Origin of the sequence: Streptomyces sp. NBC_00162, from assembly GCF_024611995.1 — a bacterium.
Classification (GTDB): Bacteria; Actinomycetota; Actinomycetes; order Streptomycetales; family Streptomycetaceae; genus Streptomyces.
The window spans coordinates 7,788,523-7,809,436 of the sequence record NZ_CP102509.1 but is presented as its reverse complement, the minus strand read 5'-3'; the positions used below and the strand labels follow the sequence as shown (position 1 = coordinate 7,809,436).

Below are 20,914 nucleotides of genomic sequence, written 5' to 3'. Positions count from 1 at the left end.
CCCCCGTCCAACGTCCTTTCCTCCCTACTCGGTTCCCTCAGGCGGCCGTCAGGAGGGTGCGCAGGGTGGTGCGGTCGGTCTTGCCGTTGGCGTTGAGCGGGAGGGCGTCGAGCACGGTGAGGGTGGCGGGGACCATGTAGCCGGGCAGGCGGGCGCGCAGGGCTTCGGTGAGGGCGGCGGCGTGGGCGGGCCCGGGGCCGGAGCAGGCGGCGGCGAGTTCGGTGCCGCCGCCGGCGTTCGCCACGGCGATGACGGCCGCCTCGGTGACGCCGGCCTGTTCGCGCAGGGCGGCCTCGACCTCGCCGAGTTCCACGCGGTAGCCGTTGACCTGGACCTGCTGGTCGAGCCGGCCCTGGTGCAGGTAGCCGCCGTCGGGCAGGGCGGTGACCCGGTCTCCGGTGCGGTACCAGTGGTCGTCGCCGAGCTCGGTCGCCGGGTCCCAGGGGGCGCCGTCGGGAGCGAGGAAACGGCCGGCGTTGTCGGCGGGGTCCAGGTACCCGGGGAAGCGCTGGGGGCCGCGCAGGCACAGTTCGCCGTCCCGTACGAGCGCCTCCAGGCCGGGGTAGGGGCGGCCGATCGGGACGGTGCCGTTGGAGGTGCGCGGCCAGTCGCCGGACTCCCGGGGCAGGTGGTGGGAGGTGCAGGTGACGGTCAGTTCGGTCGGGCCGTACGCGTTCTCCACGGTGCTGTGCGGGGCGGCCAGCCGCCAGGCCTCCGCCTGTTGCAGGGTCAGCGGCTCGCCGCAGAACACGCTGCGGCGCAGGGCCGGGAGGCTGTCCGGCCGCAGCTGGCGCAGCCGGCGGGCGAGCGAGACGAGCGAGGGTACCGAGTTCCAGTGGGTGAGCTCGCGCCGGGCGGCGAACCGGACCGGCGTCATCAGTTCGGCGCGGTCGGGGACGACGAGGGTGGCGCCGGAGCCCCAGGCACAGAACATGTCGAAGACGGAGGGGTCGAAGGTGAGGTCGAAGGTCTGGGAGAGCCGCGCGCCGGGGCCCGCGTCGTGCGCGGGGACGACCTGTCGCAGGAAAGCGTCGGCGTTGCGCTGGAGGACGGGGACGCCCTTGGGCACGCCGGTGGAGCCCGAGGTGAACAGGATGTAGGCGAGGTCGCCGGGTCCCCCCGGGACCGGCGGCGGTGCGGAGCCCGCGTCGAGGGCGTCGAGGGCGGTGTCGGTCAGCCGCAGCACGGGAGCGGGCAGGGTGAGGCCGGGCGCGGCGTGTTCGTCGGCGAGTACGGCGTCCAGGGCGGCGGCGCGGGCCACGGTGACGTGCCGGGCGTGCGGGAAGGCCGGGCCGAGCGGCACCACGGCGGCGCCCAGACGCTGGACGGCGAGGTACCCGGCGTACGCGACGAGCGTGCGCCCGGCGAGCAGGCCCACCCGGCGGGGGGCGCGGCCGCCGAGGTGCTCGAGGAGGGCGGCGGCGATCCGGCCGGCGAGGGCGTCGAGTTCGGCGTAGCTGACGACGCGTCCGGCGGCCTCGAGGGCGGGCAGCGGGCCGTGGGCCGCCGCCGAGGCGGCGAACCAGTCGTGCAGGGTCCGGTGTCCGGCGGGTGTGGTCATGGTGTCACTCATGGTGTCTCTCCTCCGGGTGCGAGGCGGGCGAGGATGTGATCGGCGGAGTCGGCGAGCGTCCCGAGGACGACCTCGGTGGCGCCGCCGCCGATACCGAACAGCGCCGCCTGCGCCCGGGTCTGCTGGAGGGATCCGTCGGCGAATCCGGCGGCTCCCCACCACTGCGCGCAGTCGGTGAGGACCTGGCCGACGGTGGCTCCGGCCGCGGCCTTGAGGGTGGCGGCCGCGGTCGTGTCGTGGCGGCGGGCCACGGGTTCCGCGAGCTGCTCGCACAGGGCGTGCAGTTCCTGGGTGCGGACCAGGCACGCGGCGAAGCGCTGCCGGATCGCCTCGTTGTCCCACAGGGTGGCCTCGCCGTGGGCGCGCCCGGCCAGGTGGCGGCGGGTGTCGGCCAGGACGCGCCGGCACAGGGCGACGCCCCACAGGGCGCCGGCCAGCCGCTCGGTGGCGATGTGCCGGGCGAAGGAGGGCAGGCCCATGCCCACCCTGTCCACGAGGTGACCGGCGGTCAGGCGTACGCCGTCGAAGCGGACGTGTCCGGTGCCGGAGGCCGCGTAGAGGGCGGATTCGGCGGGGCGAACGTGGACGCCGGGGGCATCGGACGGGACGAGCACCCAGGTGAAGGAGGTGAAGTGGCGGCCGGGCCGCAGCCGGGCCAATACCAGGAACCAGGCGGCGGTGGTGGCGTTGGCGATCCACTGCTTCTCGCCGGTGACCTCGACGGTGTCCCCGTCGAGGTGGACGGCCGTGCGCAGGCCCGTGAGGTCGGTGCCCGCGGTGACGTCGGTGGCGGCGAGGGCGGTGGTGACCCGTCCGGCGAGGGCGTCCTTCAGCGCCTGGCGGGCCGTGGTGGTGGTGCCGGTGGCCAGGACCGGCAGGGTGGTGGCGAGCGGGACGCTCACCGAGAGGGTGGCGGGGATGCCGAAGCGGGCGTCGGTGGCGGCCAGCAGCCGGGCGAGGGCGGCGGGTCGCAGCCCTCGGCGGGGGTCGCCGTCCCGGTAGCAGGCGGTCAGGTGCCCTGCGGCGCCGAGGGCCGACCAGACCTCGGCGCCGGAGGCCTCGGGAGGCAGGGCCTCCACGTTGCTGCCCAGCGTGCCGTCCGATGTGCTGTCCAACGTGCTGCCCAACGTGCTGTCCGACGTGTGCGTGCGGAGGTCAGACAAGGCGCACCCCCGTGTCGCGCAGGGCGAGGCGGCCGTCGGCGAGGTGGAGCCGGTCGTTGCTGTAGTTGAGGGCGGCGGACCGCAGGTCGCGCAGGGCCTGTTCGAGGCGGGTCGGCGAGTCCTTGAGGTAGCCGTGGCGCAGGCCGACCGCGGTCACCAGGTCGTCGACGGCGGCGTGGCACTGCTCGGCCGCGGTGATCTTCAGGGCGTTGAGCAGCAACTGGCCGCTGGGGGTGTGCAGTTCGGCGCCCTCCTCGACCACGGCGAGGGTGTGGCGTAGCAGGGCGTGGACGGTGTCCACCCGCTGCCGGGCCCGGGACAGCCGGGTGAGCAGCAGTTCGGAGCCGATGTCGAAGCGGCCGCGGCTCTCCGGGCCGCGCAGCAGCCGCAGGACGCGGGACAGGGCGCCGGCGGCCGTGCCGAGCCAGGCCGCGGACCAGCCGACGTGCGCGTACGGGGCGAAGATCTCGCCGGCGATGCGGGAGAAGTCGCCGTGGGCGCCGACGACCTGGTGGCCGGGGACGCTGCCGGTGAGGCGGAGCGGCACGCTGTGGCTGGCCCGCATGCCGAGCGGCTGCCAGTCGCCGTCGCCGGTGATCTCGAGCTGGTCGCGGTCGGCGTAGACGAGGGAGACCTGATGGCCGGAGTCGGCGCCGGGACTGCGCATCGTGACGAGGAAGCCGTCGGCGTGGGCGCCTCCGGTGACCACGGGCGCGAACCGGTCGATCTCCAGGCGGCCTTGCTGCTCGGCCAGGGCCGCCTCGGCGGTGAGGAGGTGGCCGCCCTTGCCCGCCTCGGTGGTCACGGAGGCGAGGTAGATCTCGCCGGCCGCGAGCCGGGGCAACAGGGCGGAGCGCAGCGGCTCGTGGGCGTGGCGCACCAGTGCCTCGGCCTGCTGGCAGTGCATGGCGAAGATCATGGCCACGGACAGGTCGGCGCGGCCGAGCTTCTCGGTCACCTCGACGACGTCGCGGAGGGTGCCGCCCGGGCCGCCGTGTTCGGTGGGGACGAGCAGGCCGAGCAGGCGGGTGCGGCGCAGGGCCGCGAGTGCCTCGACGGGGAAGGCCGCGTCCCGGTCGGTGCGGGCCGCGTGCTCGGCGGCGACGGAGGCGACCTCTTCGGCGGCCTCCGCCGCGGTACGGGCGGTGGTCACGGCCGTGGTCATGCGGCCACCTGGCCCGCGGAGCTCTGGTCAGGGGAGCTCTGGCCCGGCGAGATCTGGGCGGCGACGGCCTGCCACAGGCTGCCGGCGGTCGCGAAGGTCTCGTCGTTGAGGTCGGTGTCGGGCAGCGAGATCCCGAAGGTGTCCTCGAGGGTGAACAGCAGCTCGATCGCGCCCATGGAGTCGATGCCGAGGGCGCGCAGGTCGGTCTCGGGGGTGATGGCCGCGCCGGTGGCGCCGTCGGCGGAGGGGCGGAGGATCTCGATGAAACGGGGGTCCATGGGAAGGGTCCTTTCCTCGGGTGGGAAGTGGGTACGGGTACGGGCGGCGGCCCGTGCGTGCGTCATGCGGCCGGGGCGGCGGCCCAGGGGCGGGAGGCGATCTGGCAGAGGTCGTCGACGCGGCGCAGGTTCTCCGGGATCAGGTCGTCGGCGTCGAGTTCGACCTCGAGCTCCCGCTCCACCCGTTCGATCAGCTCGACGAGCCGGAAGGAGCTGAACGTCTGGAAGGCGGTGAACTCGGCTCCGTCGAGGAGCCGTTGGCGGGGTGCGTCGAGCACGGAGGCGGCGATGGCGGCGACGGCGGCCCGCAGCTCCGGGTCCGGCGCGGCCTGCGGTGCATGCGTGGCGAACGCGGCGGCGTCGGCGGCGAGGGCCGCCGCGAGCCGGTCCAGTACACCGGGCGGTTCGGTCCGGCCGCGTGCCACCCTGCGGTGGGCGAGGTAGGACTGTTCCACGACCAGGTCCCAGCTCCGCAGGTGCTCGGTGTCCACGGGCAGGGACAGCCGGGCGCGCCAACGGGCGTGCAGGGCGCGGGCCCGGGCCAGCAGCCAGGTCTCGGCGGAGAGTTGTTCGAGGGCGGCGGCCCGGTCGGGGTGGTCCGCGTAGGCGGCGAGGTAGGGGGCGGGGTCGCCGCCGTCGTACTCGGGTCGCGGGGCGGTGGCGTCGAGGAGCCGCGGCGCCCACTCGATGACCTCGGCGTGCTCGATGCCGGCGAGGGCGTCGGCGCCGAACTGCCAGTGACCGGGGGCCGCGGGGCCCCACGGGGTGTCGGTGCGGTAGCCGTCGGCGACGTGGAAGCCGTCGGGGCCCGGCGCGAGGAGGAAGCTGTGGTCCATGTGGCGGCGGCCGTGGTAGGGCAGCCAGGGCATCGCGTGGGCGTCGGCGACGACGTAGTGGGTGGTGCCCCGGGCCCGTACGGCGGCCAACAGCTCCGCTCCGGTGAGCCGCGTACGGCTGCGGACCTTCAGGCCCAGCAGCTGTTCGGCCTCGGCGATCCGGTGGTCGAGCGGCGGGTCGGCGGTGGGCAGTCCGTTCGGTCCGGGGCGGGAGTGCCAGCGCAGGGCGGCCCCGAGCCGCAGGTGGGTGTCCGGGCCGTGGTGGTGGTCGGCGAGCACGGCCAGGTTGACCTGGATGCAGTCGAGCAGTTCGGTGTGCACGGAGCCGAGCGCGTGGCGTTCGGGCAGCGGCGCCGACGCCGGGTGGTCGTTCATCTGGTTCTCCTTCCGGGTGGTTCGGTACGTCAGATCCAGGCGGGCAGCTGCGGCAGGGCGCCGCCGGGTGCGGTGAGCCCCTCCCCCGTCGAGCGGCCGGTGAGCCAGGCGAGCAGGGCTCCGCGGGGGCCGGTGACGACGGGGCCGCCGGAGCCGAAGGCGGTCACCCGGGCTCCCGTGTCGTCGCGGAGGGTGCAGGGCGGGGTGCCGTCGGCCGCGGCGAGGTAGCCGGACACGTCGTCCAGGAGGACGTCGACGGCCGGCCGGGGGATGTCGCCGAAGCCGTAGCCGAGGGCGAGGTCGGTGTGGTGGACCTCGAGTTCGCGCAGCCGGATCACCAGGATGCGTCCGGGGGTGCACAGTTCGCCGGTGAAGGGGCGGACGACGGCCTGCCAGGCGGGGTCGGGCAGCTCCCGGACGGTGGTCAGGAAGCGGTCCGCGGAGCCGCGCACCCGCTCGACGAGGGCGGCCGCGGGCTGCCGGGAGCCGTCCTCGATCTCGGTGTCACGGGCGCTCCGGTCGGCGTACTGAGGTGTCTCGGTGCCGGTACGGGCCCAGTGCAGCAGCCGCTCCAGGGCGTCGACCTGGGCGCTGAGGTGGCTGAGTACGTGGGCGCGGCTCCAGCCGTCGAGGCGGGAGGGGGCGGCCGCGTCGGCGTCGGTGAGCCGGTCGAGGCCGCGCAGCAGCCGGTCGCCCGCGTCGGCGATGAGGGCGAAGGTCTCCGGGGTGGGCGGGAGGGACTTCATGACGGCCTCCTGTTCGGGCGGGGCCCGGGCCCCGCGGTCAGCCGGGTGAAGGCTGCCTCGATGCGGGTGAGCTGGTCCGCGATGTGCGGCAGGGCGGTGGGGTCCTCGGCGCGCAGGGCTTGCAGCTGCTGTTCCTCGTCTCCGTAGAGCAGGCTGGTCGCGGCCTTGAAGCGGAGGGCCGCGGGGTCGTCGCCGAGCAGGTGTCCGGCGAGGACGGCGACGCCGCCGTGGTCGAGGAGGTGGGCGGCGAGCGAGGCGGAGTCGGTGATGCCGCGCCGGGCGAGCGGGGCGCGCAACGGCTCGAAGTCCGGGTAGACGTAGAAGCCGGCGGTGGGCGGCCGGCAGTGGGCCCCCGCGGCAACCGCGCGGGCGTGCACCGCGCGGGCCACGGCGCCGTGCAGGCGGGCCGCGGCGGCCGACCGTTCGCGGATGGGCGCCGGTTCGGCGAACGCGTAGGCGGCGACCTGCTGGAGCGGGCCCGCGAGGGTGGACCAGATCTCGCTGGCCGCGGCGACGACCCCGGCGCGGACCGCGCGGCCGCGGGGGCCCGCGGGGAAGCGGGCGGCGCCGACGCGCCAGCCGCCGATGCCCAGGGATTTGGACAGGCCGGTGGTGACGACGGTGCGCTCGGGCGCGATGTCGGCGGGGCTGAGGAAGGGGGTGGCCGGGTCGTGGACCACGTCGCGGTAGATCTCGTCCGAGACGATCAGGAGGTCCTCGGCCTCGGCGACGGCGGCGAGTTCGCGGACCAGGTCCGGTGGGGCGAGGGTGCCGGTGGGGTTGTCGGGCAGGGTGAGGACCAGCAGGCGCGGGGTGCGCCCGGCGGCCCGGGCACGGCGGATCGCCACGCGCAGCGCGCCGGGCTCGGGTACTCCCCCGCACACGTCGGGGACGGGTACGGCGATGGGTTCCTTGCCCGCGTACCGGGCCTGCGGAGCGTAGGTGTTCCAGGCGGGCCGGGGCAGCAGCACGTCGCCGTCCACCGCCAGGTTCAGGGCCATCAGCAGTGGTTTGCTGCCCGGGGCGAGAACGACGTCGGCCGGGTCGGTGGGCAGACCCCGGCGCGCGAAGTAGCCCGCGACGGCGCTGCGGGCGTCCTCGGCGCCCGCGACCGGGCCGTAGGAGGCTCGGTGGGCGCCGGCGGCGAGCTGCTGCGCCAGTTCGGGGATGACGGGCAGCCGGGCCTCCCCGAAGGTGAGGTTGACCAGGGGCTCGCCGGCGGCTCGCCGCTGTTCCACGAGGTGGTTGAGGGTCAGGTTCGGGGACGGCTGCGTCATGCCGGTTCCCGCGTCGGGTCGGTTGCCGCACCGCTTGCCGTGCCGGATTCCGTGCCGCTCTCCGTGCTGCCGCGCAGCGCGTCCGCGAGGTCGGCGGGGGTGTCGGGGTGCAGCTGGAGGTCGTCCAGCCATGCGGCCGTGGTGGAGTAGCGGGCCCGGAAGGGTCGTCCGACCAGGGCCGGGTTGCGGGCCTGGACCATGCGCAGCTGGAACCAGCGCCCCTCGCCGGTCTCTTCCACGCCGTCGACGCAGACCTTGCCGGGGGTGGCGGACATGACCGGGCCGCGGACCGTACGGGCGAGCCCGGGCAGGGTGCGGTAGGCGGCGCGGAAGATGCCGACGGCCTTGGCGAGGGGCACCTTGAAGTAGTCGTGGGGGCCGGTGTCCCGTTCCACGAAGAGGTAGTAGGGGACGCCTCCGGCGGCGAGTTCGGCGCGCCACAGCTCGCTCCACACCCCGGCGTCGTCGTTGACGTGCGCGATCAGCGGTGCCTGGCAGTAGACGACGGCGCCGGTGGCCCGGATCCGGGCCAGTGCCCGGCGGGCCAGGTCGTTGTCGAGTTCGCGGGGGTGGCTGAAGTGGGCCATCACCGCGAGCTGCCGCCCGGAGGCCACGACCTGTTCGAAGAGCCGCAGCAGGTCGTCCGCGTCGTGGTCGGTGACGAACCGCTGCGGCCAGTAGGCGGGCGACTTGGTGCCGATGCGCAGGGTGCGTACGGACTCCACGTCGAGCAGCGGCTCGAGGTGGGAGCGCAGCCGCTCGGTGGACATGATGAGCGGGTCGCCGCCGGTCACCAGGACGTCGTGGACTTCGGGGTGCTCCCCCAGGTAGTCGATCAGACCGGAGGGATCGGGGGCCGCGAAGCGCAGGTCGGCGTCGCCGATGAACTGGGCCCAGCGGAAGCAGTAGGTGCAGTAGGCGTGGCAGGTCTGGCCCTGACCGGGGAAGTAGAGGACGGTCTCGCGGTACTTGTGCTGGAGTCCGGGGACCGGTTGACCCTGGTGGTGGGGCACGTTGAGTTCGCGCTGGCCGGAGGGGTGCGGGTTCAGCCCGGCGCGGATCCGGGCCACGGCCGCGCGCAGTTCGGGTTTGCGGGCGGAGTCGCCGAGCAGGACGCCGATCTCGTTCTCGTCGTCGGCGGTGAGCATGCCCCGCTGGGGGAAGGTGAGCTGGAACATCGGGTCGTCGGGGACCCGGTCCCAGTCGACGAGCTCTTCCAGGACGTGCGAGTTGACCCGGAACGGCAGCACCTGGGAGACGCGGCGGACGGTCTCGCGGATGTCGTCGGGCAGGCCGTAGCGGGCGGCGATCTCGTCGAGGTGGCGCGGCCCGTACGCGGTGAAGCGGTCGGTGGCGAGGGCTCCTGGCGTGGTCACCGTGCAGCCCCCTGGCCGGTCTCCTTCGTGTAGAGGGCGTCGTCGAGGACGAGGAAGTCCAGCTGCATCGCGCGGAAGGCGCCCAGTGCGTGGACCGCGGTGTCGACGATCGGCTCGCCCTTGTCGTTGAAGGAGGTGTTCAGCAGGACCGGCGGCACGCCCTGGCGTTCGAGGGTGTCGAGGACGGCGCCGACGAGCGGGGCGTCGTCGCCGCGCAGCACCTGCGGGCGGGTGGTGCCGTCGACGTGGACGACGCCGGGGGCGACCTGGCGGCCCAGGTCGGTGGCCTTGGCCGCGCCGAGCATGTAGCGGCTGAGGTGCTCCTGCTGCTCCCACAGCCTGGCGCTGTAGCCGGGGCGGGTGACGCCGGCGAAGGGGCGCCACTGCTCGCGGTTCTTGACCGTGTTGACCCGGGTGTTGACCTCGGCGGTGTTGGGGAAGGCGATGATGGAGCGGTGGCACAGGGCGCGGGGCCCGACCTCGGCGCGGCCCTGGGCGACTGCTCCGACCCGGCCGTCCAGCAGCAGCCGGGTGACCTCGTCGACGTCGAGGTCGGTGCGGTGCAGGCCGCTGGTGTCCAGGCCGGCCGCGCTGCCGATGTCGCTGCCCAGGTACGGGCTGAGGGAACGGGTGTGCTGCTTGGGCGGGCTGACGGCCCAGGCGGCGCCGAGGGCGACGCCCGCGTCGTGCGGCACGGGCGGGACGTACAGGGGGCCGGGCAGGGTGCCGTTGGTGGAGCAGTTGAGGGCGACGCCGCCGGCCAGGCAGAGCTCGTCCACGCCGGCGATCTTGCGGGTGAGGGCGCTGAGGTGGGTGACGGTCTCCTCGATGATGCGCTGCGCGGTCCAGGCCACGGTCACGGCCTTGGGGTCGTCGGGGAGGTTCTCCTCGTCCGCCTGCGGGCGGTCGGCGCCGACGATGCGGGTGTAGCGGTCGCGCCAGGCGGCGACCTGCGCCTCGTACTGCCGCTTGATGTCCTCGGCGGTGGCCCGTCCGGTCGCCTCGGTCAGCGGGGCTATGGCGAGCCGGAAGTCCTCGTCCCGGATGTCGACGAGCTGCTCGGCCGCCAGCCCGGCGGCTCGGCCGTAGGCGGCGAGGCCCATGGTCTTGCCGGCGTTGAGGAAGGAGAAGCCGAGCCAGGTGGAGGCGGCGTCGTAGGCGTAGCCGAGGGAGGCCGTGCGGCCCCAGGAGCGTTCCTGGCGGGGCTCCTTGCCGTCCTCGAAGGTCCAGATGCTGGAGGACTCGTTCTCGCCGTGGCCGTCGATGACAAGGACGCCGGCCTTGCGGAACGGTGAGGCGTAGAAGGCGGAGGCGGCGTGCGCGGCGTGGTGCGGGACGCGGACGACCTCGGGGAGATCGCTGCCGAAGTCGAGTCCGACGGCGTACGCGAGGAAGTCGGCGTCGCTGGTGAAGCGGCCGGGGTAGAGCTGGTCGACGTCCCAGCCGAGGGCGACGACGTCGATGTCGGCGGGGCTGATGCCGGCCCGGTCGAGGCAGAGGCGGGCGGCGCTGACGGGCTTGCGGTACAGCGAGTGGCGGTGGCGGTTGATGCGCTCTTCCTCGCTGAAGGCGATGATCTCGCCTTCGCCGTTGACGAGGCAGGCGGCGGTGTCGTGCCAGCCCGTGGGAGGTGCGTTGACTCCGAGGGTCCACATGGTGATCGCCTTTCATCGGGTGCGTACGGTCGTGCGGTCTGGTGGGACGGGGTTGTCGCGGGGCGGGAGACGGCGGGGTGTCGCGGGGTGTCAGCCCGCGGCCGTGACCAGCGGGGTGACGTCGGCTCGTACGGCGCGGGCCGCGCGCGCCGACGCGGTGGCGCACTGCTCGGGGGTGTCGCCGGTGACCAGCAGGGCGGCCAGCCGCGGCACGATGCCGCGCGGCGGCAGGAGGAGTTCGGTGCCCCGGGCGGCGAGGGCGACGGCCCGTTCGACGCCGGGCACGGCTTCGGCGGCGCTGAGGTCGAGGGAGCGGACCTGCCCGTCGTGCGGCGGGTAGACGAAGGTGACCTCGGCGCAGCGGTCCCGGGTCGGGGTGAGGTCGGGGGTGCGGCCGAGGGCGATGTCGCAGGCGGCGGCGACCAGGTCGACGCCGGTGGCGAGGGCGCCGAGCAGCGGGATGAAGTCACCGCCGAGGCGGCCGTTGACCTCGACGACGCGCGGTCCGGTGGGCGTGAGCCGAAGCTCGGTGTGGGTGAGGCCGGTGCGGATGCCGAGCGCCGCGTGGGCCTCGGTGACCACGGACAGGACGGCGTCGGCCCAGGGCTCGTGCCGCCAGGGCGCCACGAGGTGGCCGACCTCCTCGAAGTAGGGGGTGAAGCCGAGGCGTTTGCGGGCGACGTTCACCACCACCGCCCGGCCGCCCTGGACGGCGCAGTCCACGCTGATCTCGGGGCCGGTCAGGTACTCCTCGACGATCACTCCGTCGAGTCCGGTGATGCCGGGGAAGGAGGATCCGGCGGCCTGGTCGAAGGCGGCGGCGAGTTCGCGGGTGTCGGAGGCGAGCGTGACCCCGATGGACCCGGCGAGGGCGCGCGGCTTGACGACGACGGGGTAGCCGAGGGCCTCGGCGGCGTCCAGGGCCTCGGCCGGTGTGCGGACGTGGCGGAACCCGGCGGACGGGACGCCTGCGGCGCCCAGGATGCGGCGGGTGGTGAGCTTGTCCCGGCAGCGGTCCACGGCGTCGGGGCTCATGTGCGGCAGGCCGAGCCGGGCCGCCACCTCGGCGGTGGTGCGCAGCAGCGTCTCGTCCCAGGTGAGGACTCCGGCGGGGCCGGGGTGCGCGGCGAGCAGCGAGGCGACGGCGGCGGTGGTCGCCGCCGGGTCCGAGGTGTCGGCGGTCCGGTGGCGGTCCTGGACGTACGGGAGCTGCCAGTCGGCGGGGGCGGGCTGGACGAGTGCGGTCTGGGCGCGGGCTGCGACGGCGTCCAGGGAGTACGACCGGTAGGCCGGGGTGCCGCAGCCGACGACGACGATGCGGGCGGGGGCGTCGGGATCGAGTGCGGTGGTCTCGAGCCGGGCGGTGCGGGCGGTGCGCCGTACGGCGGCCTCGACCTCGGCGGTGCTGTGGCCGCGGAAGCGGAAGCGGGCTCCGGCGTGCTCGTACCCGCCGCCGGTGACGAGGGCGCCGACGGCCGGGAGGACCTCGGCGTACGGGCCGTCGCCCTGGTGGGAGCTGACGGCGCGGACCCGGCTGGGGGTGGCCTCGGACGGGGGCACCAGCAGCCAGCCGGCGACCTGTGAGGGGTCGTCGACGGCGGTGCCCGAGGTGTCGGGCAGGCCGGTCTGGTGGGAGAAGGCGGCGGCCATCAGGTCGATGCCGTGCACTTCGCGCCACACGAAGGGGACTTCGGCGCCGCCGGGGCGGGCGGCCATCTCCAGTACGGAGAGCTCGCCGCGCTCGTCGCGGAAGAGTTCGAGGTGGAAGACGGAGGGTCCGGTGAACAGGGCCCTGGCGGTGGCGAGGGTGAGCGCGCCGACGGCTTCCAGGGTCGCCTCGTGGTCGATCTCGACGGAGCCGAGCGCGCTTCCGGAGGTGAACTCCAGGCAGGTGTTCAGGTAGCGGGAGGCCCGCCAGGCGCCGAGGCAGGAACCGGTGTAGACACCGTCGACGTGCAGCACCTGGTGCGGCTGCCACGGCTGCACGATCATCTCGGTGCCCTCGGGCAGCCGGTACGCGGCGAGCTGCCCGGCGTCGTCGAGGCGGGTGATGGCGGCGCTGGCGGTGCCGCGGCGGGGCTTGACGAGCACGGGCCAGCCGTGGTGGGCGGCGAACTCCTCGACGGCCGCCGGGTCCGGGGCGGGCTCGGTGGCGGGGGCGGGCAGCCCGGCGGCGTGCAGCCGGCGCGCCATGACCAGCTTGTCGCGCAGCGGTTCCAGGTCGGCGGGGTGCGTGCCGGGCAGGCCGTGGGCGGCGCGGAGTTCGGCGGCGAGGTCCAGGTCGGTCTCCTGGAGGGCGACGATCCGGGTCGGGGGGCCGCTGCGGGCCACGAGCTCGGCGACCCGGATGAGGACCGCCGGCACGTTCTCGGTGCTGTCCACCAGGGCCACCCCGGCCGCCAGGCCGGTGGGGAGCGAGCGGACGGCGCGCTCGGTGGTGAGGTAGCTGACGCGGTGGGCGGTGTGGTCGATGTAGGCGGCGTAGTCGGCGTAGCGGTCGGTCCACCGGTGGATGATGATCACGTGTTCAGGCATGGCGGAGCCTCCAGAGGGTGGGTGCGGCAAGGCGGCTGTGGATGCGCGGTGTGTACTCGGCGTGTGCTCGGTGTGTGCTCGGTCCGTGCTCAGTCGAGAGAGACGGTCAGGGGCTTCAGCACGCGGGACGAGGCGGCGAAGAGCAGCCAGCCGGCCGCGAAGGCGGCACAGACCACGACGAGTGCGGTGTGCAGGCCCAGCTGTCCGGCGAGGGCGCCGCCCGCCCAGGCGCCGAGCGGGAAGGTTCCGAAGGCCAGCGTGCGGTAGGCGGCGGTGACGCGTCCCAGGCGGTCGGGCGGGGTGACGGTCTGGCGCAGGGTGACGAAGTAGACGTTGAAGACGGTGAATCCGATGCTGAACACCGCGAACGCGCCCGTGATCAGGGCGAGGGAGCCCAGGTCGCTGCCGTCCGGCAGGAGGATGACCGCGGGGGCGGCGCAGCCGCAGGCCATGGAGCCGACCAGGACGCGTGCGACGCCGAGGGCCCGCCCGGCGCGGCGGGCGAGGACGGTGCCGAGCACGGCGCCGAGGCTGCCGAGGCCGATGCAGGTGCCCAGGGCCCCGGCGCCGAGGCCGAGTTCCCGTACGGCGTACACCAGGAAGACGGTGAGCAGGGCCTGTTCGCACAGGTTGAACCAGGCGCCCTTGAAGGTGAGCAGGCGCAGGGCCGGTTCGCGGAGGATGAAGGTGAATCCGGCGCCGAGCTGGTGCCACAGTCCGCCGTCCTCGTCGGGGCGGGAGGGGGGCGGGGCGTCCTCGCGGGTGCGGATCAGGAGCAGGGTCACCGCGGACACCAGGTACGAGGCCACGTCGATCAGCAGCGCGACGGGGGCGCCGGCGAGGCGGATGAGCAGGCCGCCGAGTCCGGGGCCGCCCACCTGGGCGAGCGCGTAGCTGCCCTGGAGTTTGCTGTTGGCGGCGACCAGGTCCCGGCGGTCGACCAGGCTCGGCAGGTACGAGAGGTAGGCGACGTCGAAGAGGGCGTTGCAGCAGCCCACGGCGAGCGCCACCGTGTAGAGCAGGCCGAGGCTGAGTCCGTCGGCCCACCAGGCGAGCGGCACCGCGGCGAGGGCGACGGCGCGGACCAGGTCGGCGCCGACGAGCAGCGGCCTGCGCCTGCGGCGGTCCACCCAGCGGCCCACGAACACGGTGAGCAGCAGGACGGGCAGGAACTGCACGGCGGTCAGGGTGCCGACCTGCGCGGGCGAGGCGTCGAACACGGTGAGCGCGACGAACGGCAGCGCGAGCTGGGTGACGTAGGTGCCGCACAGGGACACGGTCTGGCCGGTCCACAGTTTGAGGAAGTCGGCGTTGCGCCACAGGCTCGGTCGCGGAGCGGCCGGGGCGGGGGCAGGGGCGGGTACGGGTGCGGTCGGCGCGGTCATGCCGTCTTCCCTTCGGCGAGCAGCCGTGCGTGCAGGTCCCACAGGAGGGCAGCGGCCTGGTCACGGCCGAGGTCGCGGACGGTGAGCCGGACGCTGAGCACGCCGCCGATGTCGTCGGCGCGGGCGTAGCAGCGCGGTCCGATGGTGGTGAACGGGGTCTCCCAGCGGAGGGTGGGGCTCTGGTCGCCGGGGTCGGGCGCGGTGGTGACGGCGGCGGGAGCACCGTCGGGCAGGGCTACGAAGTTGTAGGCGCAGGTGGGTTCGGGGGCGGCGGCCCGGTCACGGAGCCGGGCCACGGCGGTGACGTCGTGCATGCCGTGCCGGAACGCGGTGAGGCTGCTCCAGTGGGCGGCGCGGGCGAGGCCGACGAGGTTGGTGGCGGGCGGCAGCGGGAGGAGGGCGGGCGCCCACTGGTTCATGGAGGTGACCAGGCCCTTCCAGCGGGGGGTGAACCGGTTGGAGCTCATCAACTGGACGTGCAGGGCCTCTGGTTCGGCCTGGCCGTCGGCGCACAGCCGGGCCACGGAGCGGGCGTACGCGGCGAGGACGACGCAGGCCACGGAGACACCGGCGCGGTCGGCGAGGACGCGGGCGGCGGACAGGGCGGGGGCCGAGCGGAGGGTGGCCTGCACGGCGGTGCCGCGATCGTCGGGCCGGTGCGGGAGGGCGGTGCGGGGCGTGTCGGAGTGCAGCCGCTCCCAGTGCCGCAGGGCCGCGGCCTGCCGGCTGAGCCCGGCCTCGGAGAACTGCTCGGCGGCGAGCTCGGCCGGGCCCGGCGCCGGGGCCCCGGCCGCGGGAGTGGGAGCGGCGCCGGCGAGGGCCTGGGACAGCTGGACGCGGAGCAGCTCCTGCGCCCAGGCGTCGGCGACGATGTGGTGCTTGACGAAGACCAGCGTGCGGGCGGTGTCCCCGTGGGTCAGCAGGCGTGCCCGCCAGCCGTGTTCGGAGCCGAGGTCGAAGGGGCGGGAGGCCAGTTCGGCGGCGACGGTGTGGGCATCGCCCGGGTCGGCCTCGATCCGGTCGAGTGCGACGGTGGCGGCCTCGTCCGCCGGCAGCTGGCGCGGCGCGTCGGGGTCGGTCAGGTCGTATCGGGTGCGCAGCGAGGGGTGCCTGCGGGCCAACGCACCCAGCGCGCCGTGCACTTGGCGTACGCCGGTGTCCGCGGGGAGGGTCCACACGGCCGCGTTGTTGGGCTCGTGGCGTCTGGCCGGGGGCAGATCCCGGATGTCGTGCCAGACCGACAGCTGGCCCAGCGAAAGCGGAATGGCCTGAAACATTTGGGGACCGACCTCCAATTCCGGTGTTATTCGAGAGGTTTTCCAGTGGCTCTCTAGCGTTTTTCGAGTTCCCGTCGAGCGTTTATCGAGCGATGCTCCGGCGATCCTCGAAAGGGCATCGATAATTCTGCATGGCGGAAAGTTTTTTCCGCTGCCGGATAGACGATTACACAACCTGTTGAAGCATGTCCAGTGCGGCAATTGACGCACTGTGAGGATGAATGGGAGACCCGCATGAACCACGGCGACCGACTGTCCCCGCCTTATGGCACGTCACCTGCGGAATTCCTCCACGAATTCCTGCTGGCGGCCGCCGCGACGTTTCCCGACCGGCCGGCCGTCATCGAGCCGTCCGATAGCGGAACGCTGGAGACCACCCATCGAGAACTGGCCACGGCGGTGCGCGTCCTCGCCGACGGGCTGGCCGCGCTGGGGGTCGGCGTCGGCGACCGCGTCGTACTGGAGGCGGACGCCTCCGCCGCGGCCCTCGCCGCGCTGCTGGCCTGCTCCACGCTGGGCGCCGCGTTCGTCCCGGTCAGCCCGCAGACCCCGCGGGATCGGCTGCTGTCGATCGTCGCCGCGACGGATCCGACACTGCACCTGCGGGACGCCGGGACCCCGGCCACGGAACTGCCCGCCGGCACGGGTACCGGCACCGCCACCTTCACCGCGGACGGGGTGAGCGCCGAACGGGCGCCCGCGCCCCGGGCGCGGCGACGCACCGAGCGGTCGGTCACCGACCCGGCGTACATCATCTTCACCTCGGGCACCACGGGACGGCCCAAGGGCGTGGTGATGAGCCACCGCGCGGTCGTGGCGTTCTACCGCGGCATGCTGGCTGCCGGGCTGGTCACCGAGCACGACCGGGTGGCCTCCACCTCGCCCCTGCAGTTCGACTTCTCGCTGCTGAACTTCGGCATGGCCCTGGGCGCCGGCGCCGCCGTGGTACCGCTCAAGCCCGAGGTGGTGCGCTGGCCCCGGCGCTTCCTGTCCGCGCTGCGCGAGGCGGGCGTCACCCAGGTCAACGGGGTGCCGTCGCTCTGGACTTCCGTGCTGCGCCGGGACGCCGGCCGGCTCGTCGCACTCGGCTCGCTGCGCACGATCCTGTTCTGCGGCGAGAAGTTCCCCCTGCCCCAGCTGCGCCGCATCCAGGAGATCCGGCCCGACCTGCGGATCGTCAACTGCTACGGCAGCACCGAGTCCATGGCCGCCTCCTTCGCCGAGGTCCCCCGGCCGCTGCCCGCGGACGAGACGGACCTGTCCATCGGCGTCGCCCACCCCGGCGCGGAGATGCTGCTGGTCGACGCGGCCGGCCGGGTCGTCGACGAGCCGTACGTCACCGGGGAGATCCTGCTGCGGACCCCCGCGCTCTTCTCGGGGTACTGGGACGACCCGCGGGCCACCAGCGCGGCGCTGGCGCCCGATCCGCTGGAGCCGCGGTCCGGGCAGGCGCTGCTGCGCACCGGGGACCTCGCCTACCGCGACCCGAGCGGCGCCTTCCGGCTGAAGGGGCGGACCGACTCGCAGGTGCAGATCCGCGGCAACCGGGTGGAGCTCGGTGAGGTGGAACGCCGCCTGCTGGAGCTCCCCGGGACGGCCGCGGCGGCGGTGTTCGCCGAGGAGCGCGGCGCCGAGGGAACCGTGCTGTGCGCGTTCGTCGTACCGGAGCCGGGAACGGGAGCCGAGGCCGCCCCGGACGCCGCTCGGGTGCGCGCCTTCTGCGCCGACACCCTGCCGGCGTACATGGTTCCGCAGGAGGTCAGGTCGGTTCCCGCCCTGCCCGTCACCGCCAACGGCAAGACCGACCGGGCGGCGCTGCTGGCCCTGCTGTGAGAGCGACGGGCGGGCTCCGGTGGAACCCGAGTGCGTCCCGAGTCGACGTCGAGCGGGGGCCCAGGGGCGGCCGGAAGCATCTGCGGGAGCAACATCGGTACGACGAATGAGGGCGACAGTGGACATGCGACCCGGCAGGCGGCCTTCCCTCGCACGGCGGTGGGCGGGCGCGGTGTGGCAGGGCCTGGTCACCTTCGGCACCCTCCACCTGGGCGGGGAGACACTGCGCGCCGAGCACGAGCCCCACCTCAGGGCCGTCCCGCTCGACGGCCCGCCGCCGGGTCACCCCGAACGGCTGCGCCCCGACCTGCCCTTCAGCCCGGTGGAACGCGCCCTGCTCCGCGACCTCGAGAACCGGTGGCCCGTGCGCTGACGTCCGGTTCCCGACACCCGCTTCGGCAATGCCGCGGCTCCGGCCGCTTCTGCCGGATGATCGGGGCCGGGCGCCAGGGGCGGGCACCGGAGGCGGGAACCGACGAGGGACTCGGAGAGCCGATGCGACAGCGAATTCCGTTCCTGACCGCCTGTCTGGTCGCCGGGGTACTGGCCACGGCGCCCGGGTGCGGCGGCCCTTCGGCCCTTCGCGGCGCTCCTGCCGCTTCCTCCTCCGTACCGGCCACCGGAGACTACTCCGGCCAGGTCGACGTGGGCGGCGGCCGCAGGTTGTACCTGAGCTGCAAGGGCAGCGGCGGCCCCACCGTCATCCTGGAATCCGGGATCCACGATTCCTCCGACACCTGGAACATCACCGACACCCGGCCGCCGGTGCCGGATTCCCCCGCGGTGTTCCCGGGCGTCGCGAGGTTCGCACGAGTCTGCGCATACGACCGGCCCGGAACCATCCGCTACTCCGACCCCCCGGCGGTCACCACCCGCAGCACGCAGGTGAACGGCACGCGTTCGCTCGCCGCCATGGCCGACGATCTCGACAAGCTGCTGACGACCGCGCACCTCCCGGGCCCCTACCTGCTCGTCGGCCACTCCTTCGGCGGAATGATCACCCGGCTGTACGCCCAGCGGCATCCGGAGAAGACAGCCGGCCTCGTCTTCGTCGACGCCTTCGGCACGAACATCCGGCAGCTCTTCGGCACGGAGTGGCCCTCGTACGTGAAACTGCTCAACAACCCCGGTACGCCCTTCGACTCGCGACCGGGATTCGAGAAGGTCGACATCGACGGCGCGATCGACGCCGTGACCGCGGCCAAGCCCCTGCCCGAGGTTCCCATGGCGGTCCTCAGCAAGACGGAACCCTTCGCCGCCGCGCCCGGGACCTCCAAGACCCTGCTGGCCACCGTGGAGCGCAGCTGGCCCGCCGTCCAGCAGACGCTGGTGGACCTGGGCTCCCAGACCCCGCACATCCTGGCCACCGGCAGCGACCACTACGTACAGGTCCACGACCCCGACCTGACGATCAGTGCCATCAGGCTCACGGCCGGCCGCGTCAACACGAAGGCGTAGGCCTCCGGGGCGGGCCCAGGGGTGAAGACGTTTCCATCATGACAGGTCAGACGGTGTTTTCGTAGGACGAACAGCACAGCTGAATGCCCTTGTTTGGACACCTGTGCGGCTTTCAGAATCTCCCTCATGAATCACACGGCGAAGATCAATCACGACGCGGTACTGCGAGCCCGGGTGGCCCTCCTCGGATCAGGGACCCTGCCGGTCCGGCAGCAGGTCGCTGCGTTCCGGGTTCTCGTCCAAGTGAGCCCGTTGGCCTATCTGCCCCTGCTGGCCGTCGCGTTGTACGACTACAGCCGCCAGGAGTTCGCCGACCGGCCGGAGACGGCGCTGGCCCTCCGGGCCGAGTCCGTCGCCGCCGCGCGGCGCATGTACGCGCTGGAGCCCGAGCGGGCAGACCTGCTCCTCGCCTCGCTGGCCGGCTACCGGGAGCAGCTCGGCCTCATGGACCGCCGGGACGAACTCGGCACCGTGGACGCGGAGATCGCCCTCGTCGCATCCGGCCGCCCCCTCGTCGCCGTGTGACGGCGGTGGCGCCGGCCGCCGCCGGCCGCCGCCGGCCGCCGCCCGAGGACGGCCGATGGGCCTATACCCGGGAGATCGCCCCACTCCCGGTTGCGCCGGTATGACGAATTGCTCACCTGACTGGGCCACAGGCCCGGCCCTGCCGGCGCCGGGTCCGGGGGGTCGGCAGGTCGGATGAGCGGCGCGTGGAGAACCGTCCGGACCTCGCAACGCATGGTTCTCCTCTTATCTCCCCTCACACTCCCGCGGCAGCCCACGGCGTCGGCGGGGAAGGAAGTTCATGAACCTGAACCACCAGAAGGCGACGACTCACCGGCCCCGGGCACGCTCGCGGGTCCTGCTCGCCTCCGTCGCCGCGGCGGCGGCCCTGACCGGCCAGTTGGTGGCCCTGGCCCCGGCTGCCTCCGCCGACGGGCCCAAGCCGTCGGCGCAGAAGCAGAAGGCCTCGGACAAGGACAAGGGCAAGGACAAGGGCAAAGGCAAGGACAAGAAGACGCCGGCGCCCGGCGCTGCGGTCGCCCACGGCCTGCTTCAGTTCACCTCCGACAACACCTTCACCGCGCCCGCGGGCGTCACGCAGGTGTACGTCCAGGCGTGGGGCGGCGGCGGGGGCGGCGGCGGAGGTGGCGGCAGCGCCCCGCGGACCGGTGCCGACGGCGGAATCGGCGGCGGCGGCGGGGGCGGCGGCTTCACCTGGTGCCTCGTCAAGGTCACTCCGCTGGCCGAGTACGGAGTCGACGTCGGCGAGGGAGGCGACAACGGCAGTGGCGGTCCCGGCGTACCCGCGGGCCCGGGTACCGCCGGAACCGCCGGAACCGTCACGACCGTGACCCGGTCGTCGAGCAACACCGTCCTGCTCTCCGCCACCGGCGGCACCGGCGGCGGAGGCGGAGGCGCCGCCGTGTCGTCCACCCCTGGCGTCGCGGGCACGCCCGGCCTGGGCGGCAACGGCACCTGCTCGACGGGCGGGGTGAACCGGCCCGGCAACCCCGGCAACCCCGACAGCAGCGGCGGGGAGCCCGTCGACGGCATCGTCGGCACGCCCGCGAACTCCGGGGGCGGCGGTGCCGGCGGCATCGGCGGCCCGGCCGCGCCCGGCGGCTCGCCCGGTACCGACGGCGAGGACGGCGGCGACGGCTACGTGGTCGTCTACTGGTAGCGCCTCGCCTGCGCCCGTCCCCGGCGCTCGTCCCCGGCGCCCGTACGGCCTACGGGCGCCGGGGACGCAAGGGCACGCCCTCCCCGCCCGTGGCGGAGGCGTCGTGGTCGGGGTGGAGGCCGAGCATGTCGAGGAGGACCTCCAGCTCCTCGGCGTTCTCCGCATGGGCGGCCGCCGTGCGGCGGGCCGCCCGGCGCTCGGCGAGACCGGCCGGAGCCGATACGGCCAGGACGTCAATCGCGTAGGGATCGTTCATGTACCGATCCGACCACTCCCCCTCGTCCGTGGCAGCTGCATG

At 74.2% G+C, this 20,914-nt stretch carries 18 protein-coding genes; 5 read left to right on the top strand and 13 right to left on the bottom strand.

What is annotated here, in order from left to right; all coding sequences use genetic code 11:
• Positions 1-37: 37 nt before the first annotated feature.
• The 12 genes from JIW86_RS36005 to JIW86_RS35950 form a co-directional block, all read right to left on the bottom strand.
• A complete protein-coding gene (locus tag JIW86_RS36005) occupies positions 38-1,573 on the bottom strand; it encodes an AMP-binding protein (protein WP_257558484.1) in 1,536 nt (511 codons plus the stop codon).
• Positions 1,570-2,688 carry an acyl-CoA dehydrogenase family protein gene (locus tag JIW86_RS36000; protein ID WP_257558482.1) on the bottom strand — a complete coding sequence of 373 codons (1,119 nt, stop codon included), beginning with the start codon at positions 2,686-2,688 and terminating at the stop codon, positions 1,570-1,572. The genes JIW86_RS36005 and JIW86_RS36000 overlap by 4 nt, the downstream gene beginning before the upstream one ends.
• Before the next feature lie 40 nt (positions 2,689-2,728).
• On the bottom strand, positions 2,729-3,901 hold the full coding sequence (locus JIW86_RS35995; protein ID WP_257558480.1) for an acyl-CoA dehydrogenase family protein: 1,173 nt from the start codon (positions 3,899-3,901) through the stop codon (positions 2,729-2,731).
• Positions 3,898-4,179, bottom strand: coding sequence for an acyl carrier protein (locus JIW86_RS35990; protein ID WP_257558478.1), 282 nt, complete (start codon positions 4,177-4,179; stop codon positions 3,898-3,900). The genes JIW86_RS35995 and JIW86_RS35990 overlap by 4 nt, the downstream gene beginning before the upstream one ends.
• A gap of 62 nt (positions 4,180-4,241) precedes the next feature.
• Positions 4,242-5,390: a hypothetical protein gene (locus JIW86_RS35985; protein WP_257558477.1), complete on the bottom strand. Its 1,149-nt coding sequence runs from the start codon at positions 5,388-5,390 to the stop codon at positions 4,242-4,244.
• A 29-nt stretch (positions 5,391-5,419) separates the two neighbouring features.
• On the bottom strand, positions 5,420-6,136 hold the full coding sequence (locus JIW86_RS35980) for a maleylpyruvate isomerase family mycothiol-dependent enzyme (RefSeq protein WP_257558475.1): 717 nt from the start codon (positions 6,134-6,136) through the stop codon (positions 5,420-5,422).
• Positions 6,133-7,413, bottom strand: coding sequence for a pyridoxal phosphate-dependent aminotransferase (locus JIW86_RS35975; protein WP_257558473.1), 1,281 nt, complete (start codon positions 7,411-7,413; stop codon positions 6,133-6,135). The genes JIW86_RS35980 and JIW86_RS35975 overlap by 4 nt, the downstream gene beginning before the upstream one ends.
• A complete protein-coding gene (locus JIW86_RS35970; RefSeq protein WP_257558471.1) occupies positions 7,410-8,789 on the bottom strand; it encodes a KamA family radical SAM protein in 1,380 nt (459 codons plus the stop codon). Before JIW86_RS35970 ends, JIW86_RS35975 begins: the two co-directional genes overlap by 4 nt.
• A complete protein-coding gene (locus tag JIW86_RS35965) occupies positions 8,786-10,444 on the bottom strand; it encodes a carbamoyltransferase C-terminal domain-containing protein (protein ID WP_257558469.1) in 1,659 nt (552 codons plus the stop codon). Before JIW86_RS35965 ends, JIW86_RS35970 begins: the two co-directional genes overlap by 4 nt.
• A 90-nt stretch (positions 10,445-10,534) precedes the next feature.
• On the bottom strand, positions 10,535-12,979 hold the full coding sequence (locus tag JIW86_RS35960; protein WP_257558467.1) for an ATP-grasp domain-containing protein: 2,445 nt from the start codon (positions 12,977-12,979) through the stop codon (positions 10,535-10,537).
• An 89-nt stretch (positions 12,980-13,068) separates the two neighbouring features.
• A complete protein-coding gene (locus tag JIW86_RS35955; protein ID WP_257558466.1) occupies positions 13,069-14,364 on the bottom strand; it encodes an MFS transporter in 1,296 nt (431 codons plus the stop codon).
• Positions 14,361-15,641 (bottom strand): condensation domain-containing protein, encoded by a 1,281-nt coding sequence (locus JIW86_RS35950; RefSeq protein WP_257558464.1) that lies wholly within the window; start codon positions 15,639-15,641, stop codon positions 14,361-14,363. The genes JIW86_RS35955 and JIW86_RS35950 overlap by 4 nt, the downstream gene beginning before the upstream one ends.
• 234 nt (positions 15,642-15,875) lie before the next feature.
• Between JIW86_RS35950 and JIW86_RS35945 the strand changes: the two genes are divergently transcribed.
• The 5 genes from JIW86_RS35945 to JIW86_RS35925 all read left to right on the top strand — a co-directional run bounded on the left by JIW86_RS35945 (position 15,876) and on the right by JIW86_RS35925 (position 20,616).
• Entirely contained in the window at positions 15,876-17,474 is a 1,599-nt protein-coding gene (locus tag JIW86_RS35945) for an AMP-binding protein (protein WP_257558462.1), read from the top strand.
• 124 nt (positions 17,475-17,598) lie between these two features.
• The gene (locus JIW86_RS35940) at positions 17,599-17,847 is read left to right on the top strand and encodes a DUF6059 family protein (RefSeq protein ID WP_257559567.1); all 249 of its coding nucleotides are present in this window, start codon (positions 17,599-17,601) and stop codon (positions 17,845-17,847) included.
• Positions 17,848-17,969: 122 nt separating this feature from the next.
• Positions 17,970-18,932 carry an alpha/beta fold hydrolase gene (locus JIW86_RS35935; RefSeq protein ID WP_257558460.1) on the top strand — a complete coding sequence of 321 codons (963 nt, stop codon included), beginning with the start codon at positions 17,970-17,972 and terminating at the stop codon, positions 18,930-18,932.
• Between the two features lie 126 nt (positions 18,933-19,058).
• The gene (locus JIW86_RS35930; protein WP_257558450.1) at positions 19,059-19,457 is read left to right on the top strand and encodes a hypothetical protein; all 399 of its coding nucleotides are present in this window, start codon (positions 19,059-19,061) and stop codon (positions 19,455-19,457) included.
• A 280-nt stretch (positions 19,458-19,737) separates the two neighbouring features.
• Positions 19,738-20,616 carry a hypothetical protein gene (locus JIW86_RS35925; RefSeq protein WP_257558448.1) on the top strand — a complete coding sequence of 293 codons (879 nt, stop codon included), beginning with the start codon at positions 19,738-19,740 and terminating at the stop codon, positions 20,614-20,616.
• A gap of 49 nt (positions 20,617-20,665) precedes the next feature.
• Here JIW86_RS35925 and JIW86_RS35920 read toward each other — a convergent pair whose 3' ends face one another.
• Positions 20,666-20,872 carry a hypothetical protein gene (locus JIW86_RS35920; protein WP_257558447.1) on the bottom strand — a complete coding sequence of 69 codons (207 nt, stop codon included), beginning with the start codon at positions 20,870-20,872 and terminating at the stop codon, positions 20,666-20,668.
• Positions 20,873-20,914: the final 42 nt, after the last annotated feature.